The sequence below is a fragment of the Klebsiella sp. K5-204 genome, from assembly GCF_030128585.1.
In the GTDB taxonomy this organism is placed as follows: domain Bacteria; phylum Pseudomonadota; class Gammaproteobacteria; order Enterobacterales; family Enterobacteriaceae; genus Klebsiella; species Klebsiella quasipneumoniae.
Genome location: NZ_JAKUZS010000005.1, coordinates 161515 through 186958, shown reverse-complemented (window position 1 = coordinate 186958; position 25444 = coordinate 161515). Strand labels below are relative to the sequence as shown.

At 58.1% G+C, this 25444-nt stretch carries 30 protein-coding genes and 1 pseudogene; 14 read left to right on the top strand and 17 right to left on the bottom strand.

The features are described from left to right. The first annotated feature begins 119 nt into the window (after window positions 1-119). Window positions 120-1484: an MFS transporter gene (locus MKR05_RS14790; RefSeq protein ID WP_238875296.1), complete on the top strand. Its 1365-nt coding sequence runs from the start codon at window positions 120-122 to the stop codon at window positions 1482-1484. A gap of 43 nt (window positions 1485-1527) precedes the next feature. On the opposite strand, the gene MKR05_RS14785 is transcribed toward MKR05_RS14790, so the two are convergent. Then, window positions 1528-2019: a YajQ family cyclic di-GMP-binding protein gene (locus MKR05_RS14785; protein WP_002891465.1), complete on the bottom strand. Its 492-nt coding sequence runs from the start codon at window positions 2017-2019 to the stop codon at window positions 1528-1530. Between the two features lie 218 nt (window positions 2020-2237). Here MKR05_RS14785 and panE point away from each other — a divergent pair, with 218 nt between their 5' ends. The 3 genes from panE to MKR05_RS14770 are packed head-to-tail and all read left to right on the top strand — an operon-like array spanning window position 2238 to window position 4233. After that, window positions 2238-3149, top strand: a complete 912-nt coding sequence (panE, locus tag MKR05_RS14780) for a 2-dehydropantoate 2-reductase (protein WP_023288602.1) — start codon at window positions 2238-2240, stop codon at window positions 3147-3149. Beyond that, window positions 3112-3705: a protein deglycase YajL gene (gene yajL / locus MKR05_RS14775; RefSeq protein WP_023288601.1), complete on the top strand. Its 594-nt coding sequence runs from the start codon at window positions 3112-3114 to the stop codon at window positions 3703-3705. The genes panE and yajL overlap by 38 nt, the downstream gene beginning before the upstream one ends. A 51-nt stretch (window positions 3706-3756) precedes the next feature. Beyond that, entirely contained in the window at window positions 3757-4233 is a 477-nt protein-coding gene (locus MKR05_RS14770; RefSeq protein WP_060591754.1) for an SRPBCC family protein, read from the top strand. 66 nt (window positions 4234-4299) lie between these two features. Here the strand turns inward: MKR05_RS14770 and thiI are convergent, their stop codons facing one another. Further along, window positions 4300-5748, bottom strand: a complete 1449-nt coding sequence (gene thiI / locus MKR05_RS14765) for a tRNA uracil 4-sulfurtransferase ThiI (protein ID WP_004151340.1) — start codon at window positions 5746-5748, stop codon at window positions 4300-4302. 181 nt (window positions 5749-5929) lie between these two features. On the opposite strand from thiI, the gene xseB reads away from it, so the two are divergent. From xseB to MKR05_RS14745, 4 genes are read left to right on the top strand one after another with little or no spacing between them, the layout of a single operon-like run. Next, on the top strand, window positions 5930-6172 hold the full coding sequence (xseB, locus tag MKR05_RS14760) for an exodeoxyribonuclease VII small subunit (RefSeq protein WP_004204824.1): 243 nt from the start codon (window positions 5930-5932) through the stop codon (window positions 6170-6172). Beyond that, a complete protein-coding gene (gene ispA / locus MKR05_RS14755) occupies window positions 6173-7072 on the top strand; it encodes a (2E,6E)-farnesyl diphosphate synthase (protein ID WP_004204826.1) in 900 nt (299 codons plus the stop codon). An 18-nt stretch (window positions 7073-7090) separates the two neighbouring features. After that, entirely contained in the window at window positions 7091-8953 is a 1863-nt protein-coding gene (dxs, locus tag MKR05_RS14750; protein WP_284118277.1) for a 1-deoxy-D-xylulose-5-phosphate synthase, read from the top strand. A gap of 60 nt (window positions 8954-9013) precedes the next feature. Beyond that, window positions 9014-9988 (top strand): aldo/keto reductase, encoded by a 975-nt coding sequence (locus tag MKR05_RS14745; protein ID WP_023288598.1) that lies wholly within the window; start codon window positions 9014-9016, stop codon window positions 9986-9988. A gap of 45 nt (window positions 9989-10033) precedes the next feature. Here the strand turns inward: MKR05_RS14745 and pgpA are convergent, their stop codons facing one another. The 6 genes from pgpA to nrdR all read right to left on the bottom strand — a co-directional run bounded on the left by pgpA (window position 10034) and on the right by nrdR (window position 14126). After that, a complete protein-coding gene (gene pgpA, locus MKR05_RS14740) occupies window positions 10034-10537 on the bottom strand; it encodes a phosphatidylglycerophosphatase A (protein ID WP_082225973.1) in 504 nt (167 codons plus the stop codon). Continuing rightward, the gene (thiL, locus tag MKR05_RS14735) at window positions 10530-11501 is read right to left on the bottom strand and encodes a thiamine-phosphate kinase (protein ID WP_023288597.1); all 972 of its coding nucleotides are present in this window, start codon (window positions 11499-11501) and stop codon (window positions 10530-10532) included. The genes pgpA and thiL overlap by 8 nt, the downstream gene beginning before the upstream one ends. A 71-nt stretch (window positions 11502-11572) precedes the next feature. After that, window positions 11573-11992, bottom strand: coding sequence for a transcription antitermination factor NusB (nusB, locus tag MKR05_RS14730; protein ID WP_284118276.1), 420 nt, complete (start codon window positions 11990-11992; stop codon window positions 11573-11575). 19 nt (window positions 11993-12011) lie between these two features. Then, window positions 12012-12482: a 6,7-dimethyl-8-ribityllumazine synthase gene (ribE, locus tag MKR05_RS14725; protein ID WP_001021161.1), complete on the bottom strand. Its 471-nt coding sequence runs from the start codon at window positions 12480-12482 to the stop codon at window positions 12012-12014. An 87-nt stretch (window positions 12483-12569) separates the two neighbouring features. After that, a complete protein-coding gene (ribD, locus tag MKR05_RS14720) occupies window positions 12570-13673 on the bottom strand; it encodes a bifunctional diaminohydroxyphosphoribosylaminopyrimidine deaminase/5-amino-6-(5-phosphoribosylamino)uracil reductase RibD (protein WP_072413915.1) in 1104 nt (367 codons plus the stop codon). Window positions 13674-13676: 3 nt separating this feature from the next. Continuing rightward, the gene (gene nrdR / locus MKR05_RS14715; protein ID WP_002890417.1) at window positions 13677-14126 is read right to left on the bottom strand and encodes a transcriptional regulator NrdR; all 450 of its coding nucleotides are present in this window, start codon (window positions 14124-14126) and stop codon (window positions 13677-13679) included. A 147-nt stretch (window positions 14127-14273) separates the two neighbouring features. Here nrdR and MKR05_RS14710 point away from each other — a divergent pair, with 147 nt between their 5' ends. Both MKR05_RS14710 and MKR05_RS14705 read left to right on the top strand, forming a co-directional pair. Beyond that, on the top strand, window positions 14274-14813 hold the full coding sequence (locus tag MKR05_RS14710; protein ID WP_023288595.1) for a DUF3251 domain-containing protein: 540 nt from the start codon (window positions 14274-14276) through the stop codon (window positions 14811-14813). Between the two features lie 300 nt (window positions 14814-15113). Next, window positions 15114-15998 carry a nucleoside-specific channel-forming protein Tsx gene (locus tag MKR05_RS14705; protein WP_004204836.1) on the top strand — a complete coding sequence of 295 codons (885 nt, stop codon included), beginning with the start codon at window positions 15114-15116 and terminating at the stop codon, window positions 15996-15998. Between the two features lie 42 nt (window positions 15999-16040). Here the strand turns inward: MKR05_RS14705 and MKR05_RS14700 are convergent, their stop codons facing one another. The 8 genes and pseudogenes from MKR05_RS14700 to MKR05_RS14665 form a co-directional block, all read right to left on the bottom strand. Beyond that, window positions 16041-16736: a YafY family protein gene (locus MKR05_RS14700; protein WP_060591746.1), complete on the bottom strand. Its 696-nt coding sequence runs from the start codon at window positions 16734-16736 to the stop codon at window positions 16041-16043. Window positions 16737-16760: 24 nt separating this feature from the next. Beyond that, window positions 16761-17126 (bottom strand): VOC family protein, encoded by a 366-nt coding sequence (locus MKR05_RS14695; RefSeq protein ID WP_016160371.1) that lies wholly within the window; start codon window positions 17124-17126, stop codon window positions 16761-16763. A gap of 135 nt (window positions 17127-17261) precedes the next feature. Continuing rightward, complete coding sequence (gene secF, locus MKR05_RS14690) at window positions 17262-18233, bottom strand: protein translocase subunit SecF (protein WP_008805371.1); 972 nt, start codon at window positions 18231-18233, stop codon at window positions 17262-17264. Between the two features lie 10 nt (window positions 18234-18243). After that, complete coding sequence (secD, locus tag MKR05_RS14685; RefSeq protein ID WP_008805370.1) at window positions 18244-20091, bottom strand: protein translocase subunit SecD; 1848 nt, start codon at window positions 20089-20091, stop codon at window positions 18244-18246. A gap of 26 nt (window positions 20092-20117) precedes the next feature. Next, window positions 20118-20450 (bottom strand): preprotein translocase subunit YajC, encoded by a 333-nt coding sequence (gene yajC, locus MKR05_RS14680; protein WP_002890398.1) that lies wholly within the window; start codon window positions 20448-20450, stop codon window positions 20118-20120. A gap of 22 nt (window positions 20451-20472) precedes the next feature. Then, window positions 20473-21600, bottom strand: coding sequence for a tRNA guanosine(34) transglycosylase Tgt (gene tgt / locus MKR05_RS14675; RefSeq protein WP_002890395.1), 1128 nt, complete (start codon window positions 21598-21600; stop codon window positions 20473-20475). 108 nt (window positions 21601-21708) lie between these two features. After that, window positions 21709-22773 carry a tRNA preQ1(34) S-adenosylmethionine ribosyltransferase-isomerase QueA gene (queA, locus tag MKR05_RS14670; protein ID WP_004204841.1) on the bottom strand — a complete coding sequence of 355 codons (1065 nt, stop codon included), beginning with the start codon at window positions 22771-22773 and terminating at the stop codon, window positions 21709-21711. Window positions 22774-22837: 64 nt separating this feature from the next. Beyond that, window positions 22838-22953: pseudogene (locus tag MKR05_RS14665) on the bottom strand (hypothetical protein). 88 nt (window positions 22954-23041) lie between these two features. Here MKR05_RS14665 and acpH point away from each other — a divergent pair. After that, window positions 23042-23623: an ACP phosphodiesterase gene (gene acpH / locus MKR05_RS14660; RefSeq protein ID WP_023288592.1), complete on the top strand. Its 582-nt coding sequence runs from the start codon at window positions 23042-23044 to the stop codon at window positions 23621-23623. Between the two features lie 127 nt (window positions 23624-23750). After that, a complete protein-coding gene (locus MKR05_RS14655) occupies window positions 23751-24353 on the top strand; it encodes a peroxiredoxin (protein ID WP_004178733.1) in 603 nt (200 codons plus the stop codon). Between the two features lie 144 nt (window positions 24354-24497). Here the strand turns inward: MKR05_RS14655 and MKR05_RS14650 are convergent, their stop codons facing one another. Continuing rightward, window positions 24498-24644: a hypothetical protein gene (locus MKR05_RS14650; protein ID WP_180263900.1), complete on the bottom strand. Its 147-nt coding sequence runs from the start codon at window positions 24642-24644 to the stop codon at window positions 24498-24500. Between the two features lie 55 nt (window positions 24645-24699). Here MKR05_RS14650 and MKR05_RS14645 point away from each other — a divergent pair, with 55 nt between their 5' ends. Together MKR05_RS14645 and MKR05_RS14640 are read left to right on the top strand one after the other, a co-directional pair. Then, entirely contained in the window at window positions 24700-25143 is a 444-nt protein-coding gene (locus tag MKR05_RS14645) for a PTS sugar transporter subunit IIA (protein WP_100051211.1), read from the top strand. Between the two features lie 5 nt (window positions 25144-25148). Continuing rightward, window positions 25149-25436 (top strand): PTS sugar transporter subunit IIB, encoded by a 288-nt coding sequence (locus MKR05_RS14640; RefSeq protein WP_017898931.1) that lies wholly within the window; start codon window positions 25149-25151, stop codon window positions 25434-25436. Window positions 25437-25444: the final 8 nt, after the last annotated feature.

Below are 25444 nucleotides of genomic sequence, written 5' to 3'. Positions count from 1 at the left end.
TGATTTTTACCAACTTGTCGCATCGCGCAACAGCCCCGTAATATCTGTTAAACAAACATTTATTTACGCTTCTTACCCCCCGCCGCTACACTAGGCGCAGTTTTTATATTGAGGTGGTAATGAACGATAACAAAATGACGCCAGGGGAACTGCGCGCGACCTGGGGTTTGGGGACGGTATTCTCCCTGCGCATGCTTGGCATGTTTATGGTCCTGCCGGTTCTGACCACGTATGGCATGGCATTGCAGGGCGCCAGTGAAGCGCTGATTGGCCTGGCGATCGGCATCTACGGTCTGGCGCAGGCGGTGTTCCAGATCCCCTTCGGACTGTTATCTGACCGTATTGGCCGTAAGCCGTTGATCGTCGGCGGCCTGCTTATCTTCGTGCTCGGCAGCGTCATCGCCGCGCTCACCGACTCCATTTGGGGCATCATTCTTGGCCGCGCCCTGCAGGGTTCCGGCGCCATCGCCGCCGCGGTCATGGCCCTGCTCTCCGATCTCACCCGCGAACAGAACCGCACCAAAGCGATGGCGTTTATTGGCGTCAGCTTCGGCGTCACTTTCGCTATCGCCATGGTGCTGGGGCCGATTATTACCCATCAGCTGGGCCTGCACGCCCTGTTCTGGATGATCGCCATCCTGGCGACCGTCGGCATCCTGCTCACCCTGTGGGTGGTTCCCAACAGCCAGAATCATGTGCTTAACCGCGAATCCGGGATGGTGAAGGGCTGCTTTAGCAAGGTGCTGGCGGAGCCGCGCCTGCTGAAGCTCAACTTTGGCATCATGTGCCTGCACATCATGCTGATGTCCACGTTTGTCGCGCTGCCCGGACAGCTGGAGGCTGCCGGCTTCCCGGCCGCCGAGCACTGGAAGATTTACCTGGTCACCATGGTTATCTCCTTCATCTCGGTGGTGCCGTTTATTATCTACGCCGAAGTGAAGCGCAAGATGAAGCGCGTCTTTTTGCTCTGCGTGGCCATCCTGCTGATTGCGGAAATTGTCCTCTGGGGCGCCGGAGGCTACTTCTGGGAGCTGGTAGCGGGCGTGCAGCTCTTCTTCCTGGCGTTTAACCTGCTGGAAGCGCTACTGCCGTCATTGATTAGCAAAGAGTCGCCGGCGGGCTATAAAGGCACCGCGATGGGCGTCTACTCCACCAGCCAGTTCCTCGGGGTGGCGATTGGCGGCGCCCTTGGCGGCTGGGTCGATGGTTTCTTTGATTCACAGACCGTGTTTCTGCTGGGCGCGCTGCTGGCGATGCTGTGGCTGCTGGTGGCCAGCACCATGAGCGAGCCGCCCTACGTCAGCAGCCTGCGGGTAGAGGTACCGGACGGCGTGGTGGTCGACAGCGCGCTGCAGGCGCTTCTGCTGAATGCCAGCGGGGTTCATCAGGCGCTGGTGGTGCCCGAGGAGCGTTCGGTGTATATCAAAATCGACAGCAAAGTCACCAACCGCTTCGAGATAGAGCAGCTCATCAAAGGGGTATAAAAAAAGCGGGGAATTCCCCGCTTTTTGCTGTCTGTCGGCCGCCTTAGTCGCGGAAGTTTTTGAACTGGAACGGTTGTCCCAGATCGCCACCGCGCACCAGCGCCATCACCGACTGCAGATCGTCGCGGGACTTACCGGTCACGCGGATCTCTTCGCCCTGAATCTGGGCCTGCACTTTCAGCTTGCTGTCTTTGATCAGTTTAACGATCTTCTTCTGCACCGCGCTTTCAATGCCCTGCTTCAGCTTCGCTTCAACAAACCAGGTTTTACCGCTGTGTACGATATCTTCCGGCACGTCGAGGGAGGTGCCTTCAATGCCGCGCTTGAGCAGCTTGGCGCGCAGGATATCCAGCAGCTGATTCACCTGGAAGTCAGACTCGCTCAGCACTTTAATGGTCTTGTTGGCGTCGTTTAATTCAAACGTGGCTTCAACGCCACGAAAATCAAAACGCGACTCGACTTCGCGGCTCGCGTTGTCCACCGCGTTACGGGCTTCCTGAAGATCAACTTCAGAGACAATATCGAAAGATGGCATCTTTTCCTCTCCTTCCGTTTCTTTTGCGTTGCATAATACCTGCAACGCGGCATAACTCAACTTGTTATCCCGGAAGCTTAGCTGATTACGCAACGCTCGCGCTATTCTCCCCATGCTGCCCGACGACGCCGAAACCCCCTTTCCGTCCGACGATGCGAAAAGCGACGAGATATACTTTAGCCATCAGCGCCTGGGGTAGCGGCAGATGAGGAGGAACAATGAAAGTAACCGTACTGGGATGCGGTGCACTGGGACAACTATGGCTGACCGCGTTGTGCAAACAGGGACATGAAGTCCAGGGCTGGCTACGCGTACCGCAGCCATTCTGTAGCGTCAACGTCATTGAAACCGACGGCTCGGTGTTCAACGAGTCGCTGACGGCCAACGACCCCGATTTTCTTGCCAGCAGCGAGCTGCTGATTGTCACCTTAAAAGCCTGGCAGGTTTCAAACGCGGTGAAGCACCTGGCCGCGATCCTGCCGGTCACCACGCCGATTGTGCTGGTGCATAACGGCATGGGAACCGTCGAGGAGCTGCGCAGCGTGAAACAGCCGTTGCTGCTGGCCTCCACCACCCAGGCGGCGCGCCGCGACGGGAATGTCATCATCCACGTCGCCCAGGGCACCACGCATATCGGGCCGGCGAAAAGCTACGAAGAGGACTACAGCTACCTCGCTGAAGTGCTGCAGAGCGTGCTGCCGGATGTCGCCTGGCACAACAATATCTTCTCGGCCACCTGGCGCAAGCTGGCGGTTAACTGCGTGATTAACCCCCTGACCGCGCTAAAAGGATGTAAAAACGGCGATCTGCGCGACTATCCGCAGGAAGTTGCGGCCATTTGTCGCGAGGTGGCGGCAGTGATGGAGCGCGAAGGTATTCATACCTCGGCGGAAAACCTGCTATTTTATGTCGAACAGGTGATTGAAAGTACGGCAGAAAATATCTCATCCATGCTGCAGGACGTTCGCGCCCAGCGGCACACCGAGATCGACTATATCACCGGTTTTCTGCTCAACCGCGCCCGCGCCCACGGCGTTGCCGTACCGGAAAACGCCCGCTTATTTGAACTGGTCAAGCGTAAGGAGAATGAATATGAGCGCGTCGGCACTGATTTGCCTCGCCCCTGGTAGCGAAGAGACCGAAGCGGTCACCACCATCGACCTGCTGGTCCGCGGCGGAGTCAAAGTGACCACCGCCAGCGTCGCCAGCGACGGCAACCTGACCATCGTCTGCTCGCGCGGCGTCAAACTGCTGGCGGATGCCCCGCTGGTCGAGGTGGCCGATGGCGATTTCGATATCATCGTCCTCCCGGGCGGTATCAAGGGCGCAGAGTGCTTCCGCGACAGCCCGTTGCTGGTGGAAACCGTCCGACAGTTCCATCTCTCCGGGCGCATTGTGGCCGCCATCTGTGCCGCCCCGGCGACCGTACTGGTGCCCCATCAGCTGTTCCCGATCGGCAACATGACCGGTTTTCCGGCGCTGAAGGATCATATCCCCGCCGATCAGTGGCAGGATAAACGGGTGGTCTGGGATCCACGGGTGAATCTGTTAACCAGCCAGGCGCCGGGAACATCGATTGATTTCGCCCTGAAAATGATCGATCTGCTGGTGGGGCGCGAGAAAGCGTATGAGGTCGCCTCGCAGCTGGTGATGGCCGCCGGCATCTATAATTACTACGAAGCCTGATAGCCGGTCCGCGCCGCGGACTGGCTCCCCCTTTTCCTGAGGAGTCGTAGCATGTCCCGAAGCGCAACCGATTCTCGCGATCTTGTTATCAGCCGCCAGCTCAGCGCGCCCGTCCCTGCCCTGTGGCGCGCGTGGGCCGACCCGGCATTACTCAAAACCTGGTGGTGCCCGAAGCCCTGGCAAACCGAGGTGCTGGCCTTTGATTTTCGCGCCGGCGGGGCCTTTCACACCGTGATGCACGGCCCTGACGGTGAACGCAGCGATAACCCCGGCTGTTTTCTTGAGGTTATCCCGCAACAAAAAATCGTCATGACCTCGATGCTGACGGCGGATTATCGTCCCGCCGTTTCCCCCTTCGCGATGACGGCCATCATCACCTTTGCCGATGAACAGGGCGGGTGTCGCTATACGGCCACGGTGCTGCATGCCGACGATGAAACCCGCGAGCAGCATGAGCAGATGGGATTTTTCGAGGGCTGGAATATTGTCATCGATCAGCTGAATGACCTGGCGCTGACCCTGCGCTAATACACGCCCCTGCCAATAGTAAAAAGGCCTTCCATCAGGGAAGGCCTTTTGCATCATAACAACCTGTTACGGGCGATAAACTTTTACGTTGCTGAAACCCTGCTCGCGCAGATAAAGCGCCTGCAGACGGCTCATCACCCCGCGTTCGCACCACAGCAGCCAGGTTTTGCTCTGATCGAGATCGCCAAATTTGGTGCTCAGCTTGTAGAACGGCAGGGAAACGACCTCAACCCCCTCGACCTTCAGCGGCTTGTCTTCCTGCTCGTCGATGGAGCGAATATCGAGGATTGCATCGTTGGCGCCAAAGCCGGTCACGGTTTCCACTTCCACCACCGTCTCTTCCGTCTGCTGGGCGATTTCGCGGATATCGATATTGCTCGCCTCTTCCACCACTTTATCGAGGATGCTGAAATCGAAGTGTTCTTCTTCCGCTTCAATCTTCGCCTTCACCGCCTTCACGGTCGGGCTTTTGGAGATCACGCCGCAGTACTCCGGCATGGTGCGGGCGAAATCTTCCGTGCCGATCTCGCGGGCCAGGTCGATGATGTGCTCTTTATCGTGCGAAATCAGCGGACGCAGGATCAGGGTATCGGAGACGTTGTCGATCAGGCGCAGGTTGGTGAGAGTCTGACTGGAGACCTGGCCCAGCGCTTCGCCGGTGACCAGCGCCTGCACGCCGTAGCGTTCCGCGACCTTTGACGCGGCGCGGACCATCATGCGCTTGAGCACCACGCCCATCTGACCGTCATCCACTTTTTCGAGGATTTCGCCGACCACCGGCTCAAAGTTAATCGCCACAAAGCGAACGCGGTGCGAGCTGCCGAAGCGGTTCCACAGATAATGCGCGACCTGGCGGACGCCAATCTCATGGGCGGCGCCGCCAAGGTTAAAGAAGCAGTAGTGCACACGGCAGCCGCGGCGCATCAGCATGTAGCTGGAGACGCCGGAGTCAAAGCCGCCGGAAATCAGCGACAGCACATCTTCCTGCGTGCCGATCGGGAAGCCGCCGATACCTTCATAGCGGCCTTTCACCAGCAGCAGGCGATCGTTTTCAATCTCAAGATTGACGGTGACGTCCGGGTCGGTCAGCTTCACGCGCGCCGTTTCAATATGCTGATTCAGGCCGCCGCCGACGTAGCGCTCCACCTCAATTGAGGTGAATTCATGTTTGCCGCGACGCTTCACCCGCACGCAGAAGGTTTTGCCTTCCAGCGCCTCGCGCCACAGCGGCAGCGTCTGCTCAAAAATATCGTGCAGCGAGGTGAACGGTACGTCTTCGACTTCCAGAATATGGTGGATGCCGGGAATACGGGTCAGCGCATCGCGAATAGCCGGGCGCTGATTTTCATCTTTCGCGCGAACTTCGATATGATCCCAATGACGAACGACGGCCAGCGTCTCGTCATAGTTTTTGAGAACGTTACGAATGTTCCCGGTTAAGATTTTAATGAAGCGCAACCGCACAGATTGGCTTTTGATGGTGATTTCCGGGAACAATTTAATGATAAACTTCATGGCGACAATAGTTCGTTGGCAAGCCCGACGGGGCTTTAAGCAAAAGTTGTAAAGCAGCGCACACCGGTGCCTGCATCCTGGGCGCGGAGTATATCACCATTGCGCGTTATTTGCTTACACGCGTGACTTCGTTACCATACCCGGTATTGCCGTCGCGACATAACAAGAGTCTACATTCACTATGCCAAAGAAAAATGAGGCCCCGGCCAGCTTTGAAACTGCGCTGGGCGAACTGGAGCAGATCGTTAACCGTCTGGAAAGCGGCGATTTGCCGTTAGAAGAAGCGCTCAGCGAATTTGAGCGCGGGGTCCAGCTGGCCCGCCAGGGGCAAAGCCAGCTACAGCAGGCCGAACAGCGCGTGCAGATCCTGCTGGCGGATAGTGAAGATTCCCCGACCACGCCTTTTACGCCGGACGCTGAATAAATGGATTTCCCGCAACAATTGCAGGCCTGTGTGGAACAGGCTAACGAGGCGCTGCGCCGTTTTATCGCGCCGCAGCCCTTTCAGAACACTCCGCTGGTGGAAGCGATGCATTATGGCGCACTCTTAGGCGGTAAACGCCTGCGTCCCTTCCTTGTCTACGCTACCGGCGAGATGTTCGGCGTGAGCCGCACCACGCTGGACGCCCCTGCCGCCGCGGTCGAATGCATTCATGCTTATTCCCTGATGCATGATGATTTGCCGGCGATGGATGATGACGATCTGCGTCGCGGACTGCCGACCTGCCATATTAAATTTGGCGAAGCCAACGCAATTCTTGCGGGAGATGCCCTGCAAACGCTGGCGTTTTCTATACTCAGTGATGCGCCGATGACGGACGTCCCTGACCGGGATCGTCTGGCGATGGTTTCCGAACTGGCGCAGGCCAGCGGCGTGGCGGGCATGTGCGGCGGCCAGGCGCTGGATCTGCAGGCGGAAGGACAGCAGGTGAATCTGCAGGCGCTGGAGCGTATCCACCGCCACAAAACGGGCGCGCTGATCCGCGCCGCCGTCCGCATGGGGGCGCTGAGCGCCGGCGAACGTGGGCGCGCCGCCCTTCCCGCGCTGGATCGCTATGCGGAAAATATCGGCCTGGCCTTCCAGGTCCAGGATGACATTCTCGACGTGGTAGGGGATACTGCGACCCTTGGCAAACGTCAGGGTGCCGACCAGCAATTGGGTAAAAGCACCTATCCCGCCCTCCTGGGCCTTGAGCAAGCCCGGAAGAAAGCGCACGACCTGATCGCTGATGCCCGCCGGTCGTTAGATGAACTGGCCGCACAATCTCTGGATACTTCGGCACTGGAAGCGCTCGCGAATTACATTATTCAGCGCGATAAATAAACAATAAATGAGTCTCTGATGAGTTTTGATATTGCCAAATACCCGACCCTGGCGCTGGTAGATTCCACCCAGGAGTTGCGCCTGTTGCCAAAAGAGAGCCTGCCGAAGCTGTGTGATGAGCTGCGGCGCTACCTGCTGGACAGCGTCAGCCGCTCCAGCGGTCACTTTGCCTCTGGCCTCGGCACCGTGGAACTGACCGTGGCGCTGCACTACGTCTATAACACGCCCTTCGATCGCCTGATCTGGGACGTCGGCCACCAGGCCTACCCGCATAAAATTCTGACCGGCCGCCGCGACAAAATCGGCACCATTCGCCAGAAAGGCGGCCTGCACCCCTTCCCGTGGCGCGGTGAGAGCGAGTACGACGTACTGAGCGTCGGTCACTCCTCCACCTCCATTTCCGCTGGCATCGGGGTGGCTATCGCCGCCGTGAAAGAGGATAAGCAGCGGCGCGCGGTGTGCGTGATTGGCGACGGGGCGATCACCGCCGGCATGGCGTTTGAGGCGATGAACCACGCCGGGGATATCAAACCCGATCTGCTGGTGGTGCTGAATGACAATGAAATGTCGATCTCCGAGAACGTCGGCGCGCTGAACAATCATCTGGCGCAGCTGCTCTCCGGTAAGCTCTACTCCACCCTGCGCGAAGGCGGCAAAAAGGTCTTCTCCGGCGTACCGCCGATTAAAGAGCTGCTTAAGCGGACCGAAGAGCATATCAAAGGCATGGTGGTGCCTGGGACGCTGTTTGAAGAGCTGGGCTTTAACTATATCGGCCCGGTGGATGGCCACGATGTGCTCGGTCTGGTCAGCACTCTGAAGAACATGCGCGACCTGAAGGGGCCGCAGTTCCTGCATATTATGACCAAAAAAGGCCGCGGCTATGAGCCCGCCGAGAAAGACCCGATCACTTTCCACGCGGTGCCGAAGTTCGACCATACCAGCGGTGTGCTGCCCAAAAGCAGCGGCGGTCTCCCCTCCTACTCGAAAATCTTCGGCGACTGGCTGTGCGAAACGGCGGCCAAAGACAGCAAGCTGATGGCCATCACCCCGGCGATGCGCGAAGGTTCAGGGATGGTGGAATTTTCGAAGAAATTCCCCGATCAGTACTTTGACGTCGCCATCGCCGAGCAGCATGCGGTCACTTTCGCCGCCGGACTGGCGATTGGCGACTACAAGCCCGTCGTCGCCATCTACTCCACGTTCCTGCAACGAGCCTACGATCAGGTGATCCACGATGTGGCTATTCAGAAGCTGCCGGTGCTGTTTGCCATCGACCGCGCCGGGATTGTCGGCGCAGACGGCCAGACGCATCAGGGGGCGTTCGATCTCTCCTTCCTGCGCTGTATTCCGGATATGGTGGTGATGACGCCGAGCGATGAAAATGAATGCCGCCAGATGCTGCACACCGGCTACCACTACAGCGACGGACCCTGCGCGGTGCGCTATCCGCGCGGCAGCGGCACCGGCGCGACGCTGGAGCCGCTGGCATCGCTGCCGATCGGCAAAGGGGTCGTGAAGCGCCAGGGCGAGAAGGTCGCGATCCTTAACTTCGGCACCCTGCTGCCGGAAGCCGCGGCGGTGGCGGACAAACTCAACGCCACCCTGGTGGATATGCGCTTTGTGAAGCCGCTGGATACCGCGCTGATCCTGCAGCTGGCAGGCGAGCACGACGTTCTGGTGACGCTGGAAGAGAACGCCATTATGGGCGGCGCCGGCAGCGGCGTGAATGAAGTGCTGATGGCCCATCGCCGGGCGGTACCGGTACTCAATATTGGCCTGCCGGATGTCTTTATTCCGCAGGGCACTCAGGAAGAGATCCGCGCCGACCTCGGCCTTGATGCCGCCGGCATTGAAGCCAAAATCCTCGACTGGCTGGCATAATCGCCCCTCCCGCTCCTGCTATGCTTAAGGGATACCCTTGATGAATAGCAGGAGCGCACTATGCACTATATCCCCCTCGGCGATACTGCCTTACGTGTTTCCCGACTCTGCCTCGGCTGCATGACCTTCGGCGAGCCGGACCGCGGCAGGCACGCCTGGACGCTTCCGGAAGAGAGCAGTCGCCCGCTCATTCAGCACGCCATTGAAGGCGGCATCAACTTCTTCGATACCGCCAACAGCTACTCCGACGGCAGCAGCGAAGAGATCGTCGGCCGCGCCCTGCGCGACTTTGCCCGCCGCGATGAGGTGATTGTCGCCACCAAGGTCTATCATCAGGTCGGCGATCTGGCGGAAGGGCTTTCCCGGGCGCAGATCCTGCGCTCCATCGACGACAGCCTGCGCCGTCTCGGGATGGACTATGTCGACCTGCTGCAGATCCACCGCTGGGACTACAGCACCCCGATTGAAGAGACGCTCGAAGCGCTGGACGAGGTGGTGAAAGCCGGCAAAGCGCGCTATATCGGCGCCTCGTCCATGCATGCCCGGCAGTTTGCCCAGGCGCTGGCGCTTCAGCAGCAGAACGGCTGGGCGCGCTTCGTCACCATGCAGGATCACTACAACCTGATTTACCGGGAAGAAGAGAATGAGATGCTGCCCCTGTGCCAGCGTAACGGCGTGGCGGTGATCCCGTGGAGCCCGCTGGCGCGCGGCAGGCTGACCCGCCCATGGGGTGAGACCACCGCCCGGCTGGTCTCGGATGAGTTCGGCAAATCGCTTTACAGCACCAGCGAAGAGAACGACGCGCAGATCGCCGGGAATCTCGCGGACGTGGCGGAAGAGCTCGACGCCAGTCGCGCACAGGTCGCCCTCGCCTGGCTATTAAGCAAGCCCGGCGTCGCCGCGCCGATTATCGGTCCGTCGCGTCAGGAGCAGCTCGATGACCTGCTGCAGGCGGTGGATTTGACGCTATCTTCGGAACAGATCGACAAACTGGAGGCGCCCTATCAGCCGCATCCGGTGGTGGGATTTAAATGACGGGCGTGATTTCCCCGACAGCATGGCGCTGCCGGGGAGCAGCGGTCAAAGCAGACCGATCGGCCAGTGATGGCCAATAACATACAGCACGCCGGCGGAGATCACGCCGGCGACGATATCGTCCACCATGATCCCCATTCCGCCGTGAATATTGCGGTCAAACCAGCGAATCGGCCACGGTTTCCACATATCGAAGATACGGAAAATGGCGAAGCCGGCGGCCACCCACTGCCAGTCCAGGGTCGGCAGCGCCATCAGGGTGATCCACATCCCGACGAACTCGTCCCAGACGATGCTGCCGTGGTCATGGGTGCCCATATCTTTGGCCGTACGATGGCACAGATAGACTCCGATACAGATGCTCATCATCACCACCAGCGAGTAGAGCTGCCAGGGGAGAAAAGTCATCAGATACCAGAACGGGATCGCCGCCAGCGAGCCCATCGTCCCCGGCACCACCGGGCTTAAGCCGCTGCCAAAGCCGGTCGCCAGCAGATGCCACGGATTACGCATACTCAGGCGGCTAAGCGCCTCGTCTCGACTACGCAAAGTGATCGTATCCCTTTAAATCAAGCGTGACCGGCTTACCGTCACGGATAAACTGCAAACCTTCGCTCTCCGGCGCAATCTGTCCGATACAGGTAAAACGCGCGCCTAGATGGCCAAGGGCCACGTCCAACGCCCCGCGGTTCAGTTCCGGTACGGTAAAGCACAGTTCGTAATCTTCTCCACCGGCGAGCGCCCAGCGCAGCGCCTGCTCGGGCTCAACCTGGCGCAGCATGGCGTCGGAGTACGGCATGGCATCAAGATCGATGCGCGCGCCGCAGTCGCTGGCTTTGAGAATATGACCCAGATCGGAGATCAGGCCGTCGGAGAGATCGATGGCCGACGTCGCCAGGTCGCGCAGCGCCTGGCCCTGCAGCACGCGGGGCATCGGACGCAGGTGACGGGCCAGCAGGTAATCGGCATCCGTCGGCGCATCCACCGTCAGACGGTTCTGCAACAGCGCCAGGCCGGCGGCGCTGTCCCCCGGGGTGCCGGTGACATAGATCCAGTCTCCCGGCTTCGCGCCTGAACGTTTCATGGCGCGCCCTGGCGGCACAAAGCCGTGGATACCCAGGGTCATGGCGAGCGGGCCGCGGGTGGTGTCGCCGCCAATCAGCTGCATATCGTAGTAGTCAAGCTGGACAAACAGGCTGTCGCTGAAGGCTTCCAGCCAGGCTTCATCCACCTCCGGCAAGGTCAGCGCCAGGGTGAGCCACGCCGGCTCCGCGCCCATCGCCGCGAGGTCGCTCAGGTTTACCGCCAGCGCTTTATAGGCGAGGTCGGCCGGGTCGATATCGGGTAAGAAGTGATTGCCCGCCACCAGAGTGTCGGTGCTGATTGCCAGCGTTTTTTTCTCGGGAATATTCAGGAGAGCGCAGTCGTCGCCGATACCGGTTTCGACATCAAGACGAGCGCTTTTAACGCGATCAAAATAACGGGCAATCAGGGAGAATTCGCCACATGCCATACGTTATGCCTCAGCAAAATAATAAATAAGGCCGGGTTGCGAGGCGACCCTCGCAAAACCCGGCCTGCAGTTTACTTCTTGTGGGGACGAATTACCGGAGCCGCTTTGTCCAGCACGCCGTTGACGAACTTGTGGCTATCTTCAGCGCCGAAGGTTTTCGCCAGTTCGATAGCTTCATTGATGGCCACTTTATACGGTACGTCATCACGTTTGGATAGCTCAAACAGCGCGATACGCAGCACCGCTTTTTCCACCTGACCCAGCTCTTCCAGCTGACGGGACAGGTAGGGCTTCATCAGGCCGTCGAGGTACGCGCTGTTAGTCGCCACTCCGGACAGCAGTTCGCGGAAATACAGAACATCAACATCTTTTACGTCCTGTTCCGCCAGGAACTGGTATTCGACATCAACGATGTCGTTGTGGGACAACTGCCAGGAGTAGAGCGCCTGAACGGCACACTCACGGGCGCGGCGACGAGCAGCAGGTTTCACGGAATTCCCCTTACAAAAATCAGGCCTTGATGGCTTTCAATACGTTAATCATTTCCAGCGCGGTCAGCGCAGCTTCTGCGCCTTTGTTACCGGCTTTGGTGCCAGCGCGCTCGATGGCTTGTTCAATACTTTCAGTGGTCAGAACACCAAAGGCTACCGGGATTTCGCTGTCCTGAGCGACGTGCGCCAGGCCATTGCTGGCACCGCCAGCCACATATTCAAAGTGGGCGGTACCGCCGCGAATCACCGTACCCAGCGCAATCACCGCGTCATATTTACCGGTTTTCGCCAGTGCGCCAGCCGCCAGCGGCAGCTCGTACGCGCCTGGAACCCAAACAACGGTGATGTTTTCATCTTTTACCTGACCAATGCGTTTCAGGGCGTCAATCGCACCTTCCAGCAGGCTGTCATTGATAAAGTTGTTGAAACGCGCAATGGTGATGGCGACGCGAGCGTCCGGGGTAGCAACGTTAGCTTCAATAATGTTCATACTCTTCCTTCGGGTTCATGTGCCCCGCAAGGGGGGCGGATTTTATCATATTATTCTGAGCGCTGCTTCCTAATAATCAGGAAAGCCTCACGCAGTGGTTAAATGCAGGCAGACATCCGGGCCAACCTGACGTATCTCATTGAATTTGAAATGGGGCGCCTGGCTCAGTTCTTCAAGCCCCGGCAGCGCGCATAATCCACGCGCCGCATTGCCTAACAGTTTAGGCGCAATATAGACGATAAGCTCGTCGACCAGGCCCGCCTGCAGCAGCGCCCCGGCAAGCATGGCCCCCGCCTCCACCCAGACGCTGTTGATCTGCTGTTTGCCGAGCAGCATCATCAGCAGCACCAGATCGAGATGGCCGTTATGTTCCGGAACCAGCAGCGTGCGCACGCTGTCCGGCCACTGGCGCTCATCGGCGCTCAGGCGGGCAAACAGCGTTTCCCCCGCCTGCTGCACAATACGATGCTCGGGCGTGACGCGGTTCTGGCTGTCGATAACGACGCGCAGCGGCTGGCGCAAATTCGCTTCGGGATACAGCGCCTGGGTATCGGCGCTCAGCTCCTGCCAGCGCACTGTCAGCGCCGGATCGTCCGCCAGCACGGTGGCGCTGCTGGTCAGGATAGCATGGCTCTGGGCGCGCAAACGCTGCACGTCGCGTCGCGCCTGCGGGGAGGTGATCCACTGGCTTTCGCCGCTGGCCATCGCCGTGCGGCCGTCCAGCGAGGCGCCCAGCTTGAGCTGGACCCAGGGAAAACCGGTGCGCATCCGCTTCAGGAAGCCCTTATTCAGCGCTTCCGCCTCGTTCATCATCAGCCCGTGGCTGACGTCAATACCGGCCTGCTGCAGACGGTACAGGCCGCGCCCCGCCACCTGCGGGTTCGGATCCTGCATCGCGGCGACCACGCGGCTGACGCCGGCGGCAATCAGGGCGTCGCAGCACGGCGGCGTACGACCGTGGTGGCTGCAGGGCTCGAGGGTGACGTAGGCGGTGGCGCCGCGCGCCTTTTCCCCGGCCATCCGCAGGGCGTGCACTTCGGCATGCGGCTCGCCGGCGCGATAGTGGAACCCTTCGCCGACGATCTCGCCGTCTTTAACAATGACGCAGCCAACGTTAGGGTTAGGATGGGTGGTAAAACGACCGCGGGCGGCGAGCTTGAGCGCACGCGCCATGTACATTTCGTCCTGCATGGCTTAGTCCTGTAAGCGGGCGATCTCTTCGCCGAATTCTTTGATATCTTCGAAGCTGCGATAGACCGACGCGAAGCGAATATAGGCGACTTTATCCAGTTTTTTCAGCTGCTCCATCACCAGGTTGCCGATCATTTTGCTGGCCACTTCGCGCTCGCCGGTGCCGCGCAGATGGGTTTTGATATGGTTGACCGCCATTTCGACGTCATCGGCGCTGACCGGACGTTTCTCCAGCGCTTTCAGCATCCCACTGCGCAGCTTGTCTTCGTTGAAGGGTTCACGCACATCGTTACTCTTCACCACCCGCGGCATGACCAGCTCCGCCACTTCGAAGGTGGTAAAGCGCTCATTACAGACCAGACACTGCCGACGGCGACGCACGGAAGAGCCTTCCCCTACCAGACGAGAGTCGATCACTTTGGTATCCACGGCGAAACAGAAAGGGCAATGCATAGCGCGTCCTGACAGGTAGTTAAACTGAAGGGTAGTTTACCGCGAAGTGACCTGACTACAAAGAAAGAGCTTTTGAGACAAAGGATCTATGGGAGAGTCAGGCGGTTTGGCTACCATTAAGCATCCTCTGCAAACGGAATCCTGACCATGACAAGACGTTACCTGAAACTCGCCATCGCGGGCAGCCTGTTTACCCTGACCGCCTGCGCCCAGCAAAGCGAAATCCGCCAGATGCACCAGAGCGTGAGTACGCTGAGCCAGGAGATGACCCAGCTCAATCAGCAAACGATCAAAATTACCCAGCAAAACGCGCTGAACGCGAAATCCACCCGCGGCGTCTATCTGCTGCCGGAGGCGAAAACCCCGGCGCGGCTGGAGAGCCAGATCGGCACCCTGCGCATGTCGGTGGCGAGCATTACGCCGGATGGCGACGGGTCACGCCTGACCTTACGTATTCAGGGCGAATCCAACGATCCGCTGCCGGCCTTTACCGCCACCGTCGCCTCCGGACAGATCACCGGTACTACCCACAGCTACCAGGAAGTGAATGTTCAGGATCAATTGATCAGCGCCCCGGCCAGCATTCTCGCCCCCAGCGATGTCGATATCCCGCTGCGCCTGAACGTGACGCCGGACAAAGTCGGTTTTATTCGCGTCCACGATATCCAGCCAGCCGCCGCGCAGTAAGCCTTGCCGCCGGGCTTCCCCCTGCCCGGCGACGTCCTGTCCCGTTATTCTTATCCACTTACAACTTTTCGCAAGAGTTCATTAGAAATCGTTCTGCATCGCGATTTTCAGTAGCATTTTGTCAAGAAATGCATAGAATCGTGAACGCAATCGATTACGCATGTTCTGGTTATGTGAAACAACACGTATTTTTGTGAGCAATGATTCCTATAATAGACCCCCACAGAAACACGAAATATTTAGAAACGCTTCGGCACTTCTTTTAACGCCTTCAGGCTCAATTTAAACAGTGGCATTACTATGAAAAAAACATTACTGGCAGCGGGTGCGGTTGTGGCGCTCTCCACTTCTTTTACCGCGGGCGCGGCAGAAAACGACAAACCGCAGTATCTGTCTGACTGGTGGCACCAGAGTGTTAACGTGGTGGGCAGCTACCACACCCGTTTTGGACCGCAGATCCGTAACGATACCTACCTGGAATACGAAGCGTTCGCCAAAAAAGACTGGTTTGATTTCTACGGTTATATCGATGCCCCGGTATTCTTCGGCGGCAACAGCACGGCAAAAGGTATCTGGAACAACGGCTCCCCGCTGTTTATGGAGATCGAACCGCGCTTCTCTATCGATAAGCTGACCAACACCGACCTGAGCTTCGGGCCGTTCAAAGAGTGGTATTTCGCGAACAACTATATCTACGATATGGGCCGCAATGACTCCCAGGAGCAGAGCACCTGGTATATGGGTCTGGGTACCGATATCGACACCGGCCTGCCGATGAGCCTGTCGCTGAACGTCTACGCCAAATACCAGTGGCAGAACTACGGCGCGTCCAACGAAAACGAGTGGGACGGCTACCGCTTCAAAGTGAAATACTTTGTGCCGCTGACCGACCTGTGGGGCGGTTCGCTGAGCTACATCGGCTTCACCAACTTTGACTGGGGCTCTGACCTCGGCGATGACAACTTCTACGATCTGAACGGGAAGCACGCGCGCACCAGCAACTCCATCGCCTCCAGCCATATCCTGGCGCTGAACTACGCGCACTGGCACTACTCGGTGGTGGCCCGTTACTTCCATAACGGCGGCCAGTGGGCTGACGATGCCAAACTGAACTTCGGCGATGGCGATTTCAGCGTCCGCTCAACCGGTTGGGGTGGTTACTTTGTGGTTGGTTACAACTTCTGATTGCTGAAACGGCAGGACAGCGCCCGGGCCACCCGGGCGTTTTTATTTCTCCCACACGTCGCAGCGGACCTTGCGCAGAAAATCGCTTAACGAGCGGTCGGCGCACTCGCTGAATCGACGCTCGGTCGCCCTGACCGTCAGACAGCGGTCGAGGCGAAAGTTGCGATAATCATTGCGCAGCTCGCACCAGGCCACCAGCAGCCAGCGCTCCCCCCAGAAAAACAGCCCCAGCGGCAGCACGTCGCGCTCGGTCACCCGACCGGACTCATCCTGATAGCGCAGCGCCAGCACCTGCTGGCCGGAGACCGCCTGATGAATGACGTCAAAGAAGGTTTTGGCATAGCGATGGGCGCCAAGATCGGGGGCAAACAGGCGGGTCTGCTCCGCCTGGCGCCGGCGCGCCTCCGGCAGGATCGCCAGCATCTTCTCCTGGGCAGACTCCAGCGATTGCGACAGCGCCTCGCCGCCCCAGGTTTTCAGCAGCCGGATCGCGGCGATCAGCGCTTCGGATTCTTTGGTGGTCAGCATTAGCGGCGGCAGATCGTAGCCCGCCAGCAGGCGATAACCGCTCCCCGCCTCGCCCTCCACCGGCACGCCGGAGAGGGAGAGATCGCGAATATCGCGATACACGGTGCGCTCCGACACGCCCAGCCGCTCCGCCAGCAGCGCGGCGGTGGTGAGCCGCCTGCCGCGCAGGATCTGCACAATCTGAAATAAACGGTCGGCGCGTCGGGTCATGTCTCACTTCACAAAAAGTTCAGGTTAAGCCGGTTGGTGCAGGCCGACGCGGTTGCCCTCGCTGTCAGTAAACAGCGCGATGGTGCCAATATCATTCGGCAGCGTCAGCGGCCCGAAAACACATGCCCCACCCGCCGAGGCAACGCGGTCGAGGGTGGCGGCAAGATGGTCTGTATGCAGGTAAATAATAGCGCCCTGCGCAGAGGGCGCGATACCCTCAAATTTGGCCAGCGCGCCGCCGGGGGCCGGATCCTGATGCGGGAACACCGCCAGCTCGGCGCAGTCCATGGTTTCGCGACGCAGCGTCACCTGCATCACCGGCTCATAAAACGCGACGGCGCGATCCATATCGGCGACCGGAATTTCAAACCAGTTAATCACGTTATTCATACTTCCTCCTGCTCGTTAGTGAGTTCAGAAGGAGTGTATGGGAGGGCTCCTGACAGCATACTGTCAGCAGGTTTTGTCGCGGGCAAAAAAAATCCCGGCGCCTGGCCGGGATTGCGTTATTTCAACTGAACTGTATTACGGCAGAATAGACGGCTGGTCCGCCCCTTCTTTTTCGACCTTCTGCTGCAGCAGATGCTCGCGCTTCATGCCCAGCTTCAACGCCAGCGCGGAGGCGACGTAGATAGAAGAAGCCGTACCGATGGAGACACCGATCAGCATGGTCAGCGAGAAGCCTTCCAGAATCGGGCCGCCGAACAGGAACAGCATCAGGATCACCATCAGGGTGGTCCCGGAGGTGATCAAGGTACGGTGCAGCGTCTGGGTCAACGACACGTTGAAGATCTCGTACGGCGTACCGCGGCGGATCTTACGGAAGTTTTCACGGATACGGTCCGATACCACGATACTGTCGTTCAGCGAGTAGCCGATAACCGACATCAACGAGGCCACAATGGTCAGGTCGATCTCGATATGGAACAGCGACAGCACCCCCATGGTGATCACCACGTCGTGCGCCAGGGCGATAACCACCCCCGCCGCCAGACGCCATTCGAAGCGGAAGCCGACGTAGATCAGGATACAGACCAGCGCGGCAATCAGCGCCAGGGCGCCGGTTTGCGCAAGGTCCGCGCCGACGCTCGGGCCGACAAACTCAATACGCTTCACCGCTGCGTTCTGGCTGGTCGATTCGTTAATCACCGTCACGACCTTGCTGCCCAGCTCCTGGCTGACGTTGGCGTCATGCACCGGCGGCATACGTACCATGATGTCGCGGCTGCTGCCAAAGTTCTGCACCTGCGGCTCTTCAAAGCCCGCTTTCTGCAGGGAATCGCGCATCTGGTCCAGATCGACCGGCTTCTCAAGGGTAATTTCGATCACCGTACCGCCGGTGAAATCGAGACCCCAGTTAAAGCCGCGGACGCCGATGATGGCGATCGACACAATCAGCAGAAAGCCTGAAATGCCGAAGGCCCAGTAATCCCAGCGCATAAAGTCCCAGACTTTACGGCCGTGGTTCAATTGTTCAACAGTATATTCCTGTGCCACAACGCACTCCTCAGATAGACAGCTTTTTAACGCGCTTGCCGCCGTACAGCAGGTTCACGATGGCACGGGTGCCGACGATAGCGGTAAACATTGAGGTCGCGATACCGATACCGGTGGTAATCGCAAACCCTTTAATGGCACCGGTACCGACCGCGTACAGGATGATCACTTTGATAAGCGTCGTCACGTTGGCGTCGAAGATCGAGCTGAACGCGCCGCGATAACCTTCGTCAATCGCCTGCTGAACGGTACGCCCGTTGCTCAGCTCTTCTTTGATACGCTCGTTGATCAGAACGTTAGCATCGACCGCCACCGCAAGGGTTAACACGATACCCGCGATGCCCGGCATGGTCAGCGTCGCCCCCGGGATCAGGGACATAATGCCGACAATCAGCACCAGGTTGGCAATCAGCGCCGAGGTCGCAATCAGACCGAACTTCTTATAGAAGAGGATCATGAACAGGATAGAGACCACCAGGCCGGCCAGACAGGCTTCCAGCCCCTGCTTGATGTTCTGCATGCCAAGGGTTGGGCCGATAGTCCGCTCTTCGACGATCTGAATCGGCGCAATCAACGCGCCGGCACGCAGCAGCAGCGACAGCTGGCGCGCTTCGTTCGGGTTGCTGATACCGGTAATACGGAAGCTGTTGCCCAGACGCGACTGGATGTTGGCGATGTTAATCACCTCTTCCTCTTTCGCCAGGATAGCGCGACCGTTGGCGTCTTTCTTACCGCTGTCTTTATACTCCACGAACAGGGTCGCCATCGGCTTGCCGATGTTGTCCTTGGTGAAGTTGGACATGATGTTGCCGCCCGCGCTGTCCAGCGAGATGTTGACCTGCGGCTGGTTGTACTCATCCATGCTGGAGGTCGAGTCGGTGATATGGTCACCGGTCAGGATCACCCGCTTGTACAGCACCACCGGCTGGCCTTCACGCGTCTCTTTCACTTCCGAGTCGCCCGGCACGCGGCCTGAGGCGGCGGCGGACTGGTCCACGTTGGTATTGACCAGACGGAACTCGAGGGTCGCGGTCGCGCCAAGGATCTCCTTCGCCCGCGCGGTATCCTGGATACCCGGCAGCTCAACCACGATGCGGTCAGCGCCCTGACGCTGAACCAGCGGTTCGGCGACGCCCAGCTGGTTCACACGGTTACGCAGAATGTTAATGTTCTGCTGAACCGCATACTCACGAGCTTCTTTCAGGCGCTCATCGGTCATCACCGCTTTCAGGCTGTTGTCACCCTGAGAGGAGATCACCAGATCGCGATGGCGAGGGCTGAGATAAGAGATAGCCTGGTCGCGCGCCGCGCTGTCGCGGAAGACGATGCTCAGACCATAGTTGTCTTCCTTGCGCACGGTCGCGTAAGGAATGCCTTTATCGCGCAGCTCGCTGCGCAGGCTATCGATGTTCTGTTCCTGCAGTTTGCCTAACGCGGTGTCCATGTCGACTTCCATCAGGAAGTGCACGCCGCCGCGCAGATCAAGACCCAGCTTCATCGGCTCGGCATAGAGTGCCGCCAGCCAGCGTGGGGTTGCCGGAGCAAGGTTTAGCGCCACGACGTATTTGTCACCCAACACGGTAAGCAGCGCTTCACGCGCGCGCAGCTGGGTATCAGTGGTGTCGAAGCGCGCAAGAATAGCGCCCTCTTCCAGTGCCACAGACTTCGCGGTAATTTTTTCTTCTTGTAAAGTTTTCTGGACCTGGATCAGCGTTTGCTCACTGGCGGCGACGCCGCGCGCGCCAGTGATTTGAACAGCCGGATCCTCACCATACAGGTTGGGAAGCGCATAGATCAGGCCGACGACAATGACGACGACCAGCATGACATACTTCCACAAAGGATAACGGTTTAACACGGCAGTTCCCTTTGGGAAAAGTTAGATTACAGCGCCTTCATGGTGCCTTTCGGCAGAACGGCAGCAACGAAGTCACGTTTGATAACCACTTCAGTGGTATCGTTCAGCGCGATAGCAATGTAGCCAGTTTCCGCTACTTTGGTCACGCGACCGACCAGACCGCCGTTGGTCAGCACTTCATCACCTTTGGCGATGGAGTTCATCAGGTTCTTATGTTCCTTGGTGCGCTTCTGCTGTGGACGCAGGATCATGAAGTAAAAAATCAGACCGAACACCACCAGCATCAGAATCAGAGACATCGGGCTGCCCTGCGCCGGTGCACCCGTTGCCGCTACCGCATCAGAAATAAAAAAGCTCATTGAAATTCCCTCATTATTAAAATTAATCAACGTTCAAAGGAGGCACGGTGCGCCCCTGACGTTGGTAAAAATCGGTCACGAAGCTCTCTAATTTACCCTCTTCGATAGCCTTGCGTAAACCAGCCATTAAACGCTGATAGTAGCGCAGGTTATGAATGGTATTGAGACGCGCGCCCAATATTTCGTTGCAACGGTCAAGGTGATGCAAGTAAGCGCGTGAATAATTGCGACATGTATAGCAATCACACTCGGCGTCCAGCGGCGCGGTATCGCTTTTGTGCTTCGCGTTGCGGATTTTCACCACGCCGTCGGTGACGAACAGGTGGCCGTTACGCGCGTTGCGCGTCGGCATGACGCAGTCGAACATATCGATACCGCGACGTACCCCTTCCACCAGATCTTCCGGCTTCCCGACGCCCATCAGGTATCGTGGTTTATCGGCCGGGATCTGCGGGCAGACGTGCTCCAGAATACGGTGCATGTCTTCCTTCGGCTCGCCGACCGCCAAACCGCCGACAGCGTAGCCATCAAAGCCAATCTCTACCAGACCTTTCACCGAGATATCACGTAAATCTTCGTAAACGCTGCCCTGAATGATGCCGAACAGCGCATTTTTATTGCCAAGGCTATCGAAACGGTCGCGGCTGCGCTTCGCCCAGCGCAGAGACATCTCCATCGAGCGCTTGGCGTAATCCCAGTCCGCCGGGTACGGCGTACATTCGTCGAAGATCATCACGATGTCGGAACCGAGATCGTACTGAATCTCCATGGATTTTTCCGGATCGAGGAAAATCGGATCGCCGTTGATCGGGTTACGGAAGTGGACGCCCTGCTCGGTGATCTTACGGATATCGCCAAGGCTGAACACCTGGAAGCCGCCGGAGTCGGTCAGGATCGGTCCTTTCCACTGCATAAAATCGTGCAGATCGCCGTGCAGCTTCATGATCTCCTGACCCGGGCGCAGCCACAGGTGGAAGGTGTTGCCGAGAATAATCTGCGCGCCGGTGGCTTCCACCTCTTCCGGCGTCATCCCTTTGACGGTGCCGTAGGTGCCAACGGGCATAAAGGCCGGTGTTTCCACCACGCCGCGCTCAAACACCAGGCGACCGCGGCGGGCGCGACCGTCGGTGGTATCCAGTTCAAATTTCATGCTTGCTCCTGCGTCAGAAAAACAGTCCGACGTTTTGATACTCGCCACGGAATGATTCCGTGGCTAAAAATGCGTCATGGCGTGCCAAAAGCCGGCGGGCCGGCCTTTTCAGGGACGCTCAGAAATAGCCTGCGGATTGTACGTGATAAACATCGCATCCCCGTAGCTAAAAAAGCGATATTTCTGCTCCACCGCTACCTTATAGGCGTTCATGGTGTGCTGATAACCCGCAAACGCCGACACCAGCATAATCAGTGTGGATTCAGGGAGATGGAAGTTGGTCACCAGCGCATCGATCACCTGGTACTGATAACCCGGATAGATGAAAATCTGCGTATCGTCGAAGAACGGCGCGATCAGGGCGTCTTTCGCCGCCTGCGCCGCGCTCTCCAGCGAGCGTACCGAGGTGGTGCCCACCGCGATCACGCGATTGCCGCGCGCTTTCGCCGCCAGCACCGCATCAACCACCTCCTGCGGCACTTCCGCATATTCTGAGTGCATAGTGTGCTCTTCAATGCTGTCGACGCGCACCGGCTGGAAGGTACCCGCGCCCACGTGCAGGGTGACAAACGCCATCTCAACGCCTTTAGCGCGCAGTTTGTCCAGCAGCGGTTCGTCGAAGTGCAGACCCGCGGTCGGGGCGGCTACCGCGCCCGGCCGGGTGCCGTAGACGGTTTGATAGAGCTCGCGGTCAGCGTCTTCGTCCGGGCGATCAATGTAGGGCGGCAGCGGCATATGGCCGATCCCGTTAAGGATCTCCAGCACCGGGCGCTCGTCGTTAAATTCCACTTCAAACAGCGCGCCGTGACGCGCCAGCATGGTGGCCTGAATGCTCTCGTCGTCGCCCAGCAGCAGCTCGGCGCCCGGCTTCGGCGCTTTCGAGGCGCGAATATGGGCGAGGATGCGCTTATCATCCAGCATCCGCTCCACCAGCACTTCAATCTTGCCGCCGCTGGCCTTGCGGCCGAACAGACGCGCCGGGATCACCCGGGTGTTGTTAAACACCAGCAGATCGCCGGGATTGAGCTTATCGAGGATGTCGGTGAAGGTGCCATGCGTCAGCGCGCCCGTCGGCCCGTCCAGGGAGAGTAAGCGGCAGCTACTGCGCTCAGGCATCGGATAGTGGGCGATCAGGGATTCGGGTAGTTCAAAAGCAAAATCGGTAACGCGCATGACGATAACTCAGACTGAATAAAGAGGCGGGTAGTCTAGTGCCGGGGCGGTCTGCCTGCAACCTTTACCCCTCCGGATGAATGACATAATCTATATTCCAAATCATTCCGAATGCCGCCATGCGGCAGCCGAATGCATCACCGGTGGCAGAGGGCCGCGCGCGGCCAGACAGCACGCCATCCGGGCACCGGGGCTGCCGTTCAGGGCGACGCGCAGCGCTACACCGCTCACTCTGCCCGCCAGAAAGTATTTGAAGGATGTCGTCACTATGAATTTTCTCGCCCACCTGCACCTGGCCCATCTCGCCGACAGTTCGCTGCCCGGCAATCTGATGGCCGACTTTGTGCGCGGCAACCCGCAGGGCGACTATCCGGCGGAGATTGTTGACGGCATCTATATGCATCGGCGGATTGACGTGCTGACTGACAACCTGGCGGAAGTCAAAGAGGCGCGGGAGTGGTTTCGCCCGCAGACCCGCCGCGTCGCCCCGATCACCCTCGACGTCATGTGGGATCATTTCCTGTCGCAGCACTGGGCGCAGCTCTCCCCTGACCTGCCGCTGGAGGAGTTCGTGCGCTACGCCGAGCGGCAGATCGTCCCCATCCTGCCCGACTCGCCGCCCCGCTTCGTCAATCTCAACCAATATCTCTGGTCGGAGCGCTGGCTGGAACGCTATCAGGAGATGGATTTTATTCAGCGCGTGCTTAACGGCATGGCCAGCCGCCGCCCGCGTCTCGAGGCGCTGCGCGACTCCTGGCAGGATCTGGATACCCACTACGACCGGCTGGAGGGGCAGTTCTGGCGCTTTTATCCGCAGATGATGCGTCAGGCGAAAAACAAACAGCTGTAATCGCTGCGACATTGATAGGTAAAAGCTGGCTGAACGATTGTCGGTGCCTCTTTGTGTTATTGGCGGACAGGCTCTATACTTGCCGGCGTTGCGTTTTAAATAACCTTAGTAATTACAGGAGAATCAAATGGTTCTGGTCACTCGTCAAGCGCCGGATTTTACTGCAGCCGCTGTGCTGGGTAATGGTGAGATCGTTGAGAAATTCAATTTCAAACAGCACACCAACGGTAAACCTACCGTTCTGTTCTTCTGGCCGATGGACTTCACCTTCGTTTGCCCGTCTGAGCTGATCGCGTTCGACAAACGTTACGAAGAATTCCAGAAACGCGGTGTGGAAGTGGTTGGCGTTTCCTTCGACTCCGAGTTCGTGCACAACGCATGGCGTAACACCCCGGTAGACCAGGGCGGTATCGGCCCGGTTAAATACGCGATGGTTGCTGACATCAAACGTGAAATCCAGAAAGCTTACGGTATCGAGCATCCGGACGAAGGCGTTGCCCTGCGTGGTTCCTTCCTGATCGACGCTAACGGCGTGGTTCGCCACCAGGTGGTTAACGACCTGCCGCTGGGCCGTAACATCGACGAAATGCTGCGCATGGTTGACGCGCTGCAGTTCCACGAAGAGCACGGCGAAGTTTGCCCGGCGCAGTGGGAAAAAGGAAAAGAAGGTATGGCTGCCTCTCCGGAAGGCGTTGCAAAATACCTGACCGAAAACGTCTCCAGCCTGTAATCGGCACACGTTTTTATAAAAGGCTCGCTCAGGCGGGCCTTTTTTGTTAGCGACGTCAAAATTTAGGAAAATGACCCGGCGATATTTGTGACCAGGAATACACTTCTGCCGAAAAATTTCGCTCTGCCTCTCATTTTTTCTCTGTCAAATTTCAGCGCCAAATCTCAACCACTCCGTAACCCACTGAAAATAATATAAATTATTTATATAGTTTTCTGCCGGCACTTTGCCGTCGATGTGATCGCCATCAATATTTAAAACCGCGGATGTGATCTCATCCATCATTTTTATCAATGTATTTGGTCATGATTTTACTCAGGAACAGGAATACGTTCAGGAGAAGAGAATGGATATTATTTTTGACCCGACGTTAATCGCCCTGAAGCAGAATATTTCCCATGCGGAAGAGGCCATCGAACTGGCGGGTTCATTACTCGCCAGGCGTCAGATTTGCAGCGCCGAATATGTCAACGAGATGCTGACGGTATACGAAGATTTTGGCGCCGCCATCGTGATAGATGACGGGATTGCCATGCCGCACGCCCGCCCGGAAAAAGGGGCATTGCAGACCGGATTTTCGCTTGTCACCACCGCCACGCCAGTGACCTTCGGCCACGATGAGTTCGATCCGGTTACCGTCGTCATCGCCATCGCCGGCGCCGATGCTGACAGTCATATCAAAATGATCCAACTGATAGCCTCGCTGATCGAGTCAGATATCGTGACCTTTCTTCAGCAGGAAACTGACGTGAATTCAGTCTTACATTTCATCCAAAAACAAATGGAGTAGTCATTATGTTAGTTATCAGAACGGTTTGTGGTAACGGTATTGGCAGTTCATTGATGGCTGCGAATAATGTGAAGAAGATCTGTGAAGAATTAGGTATCAAAGCGGACGTCGCCTCGGTCGATTTTGCTAACGCCGTCGGGGAAAAAGCCGACCTTTATGTCACGATCAAAGAACTGGCAAATCAATTTCCGGCCCACTGTCATGTCGCCATTATTCGCAGCTATGTCCATAAAGCAAAAATCGCCGAGGATATTACCGACGCGCTGATGAAAATTGCTGCGACTCACTCTTAATCAGCATA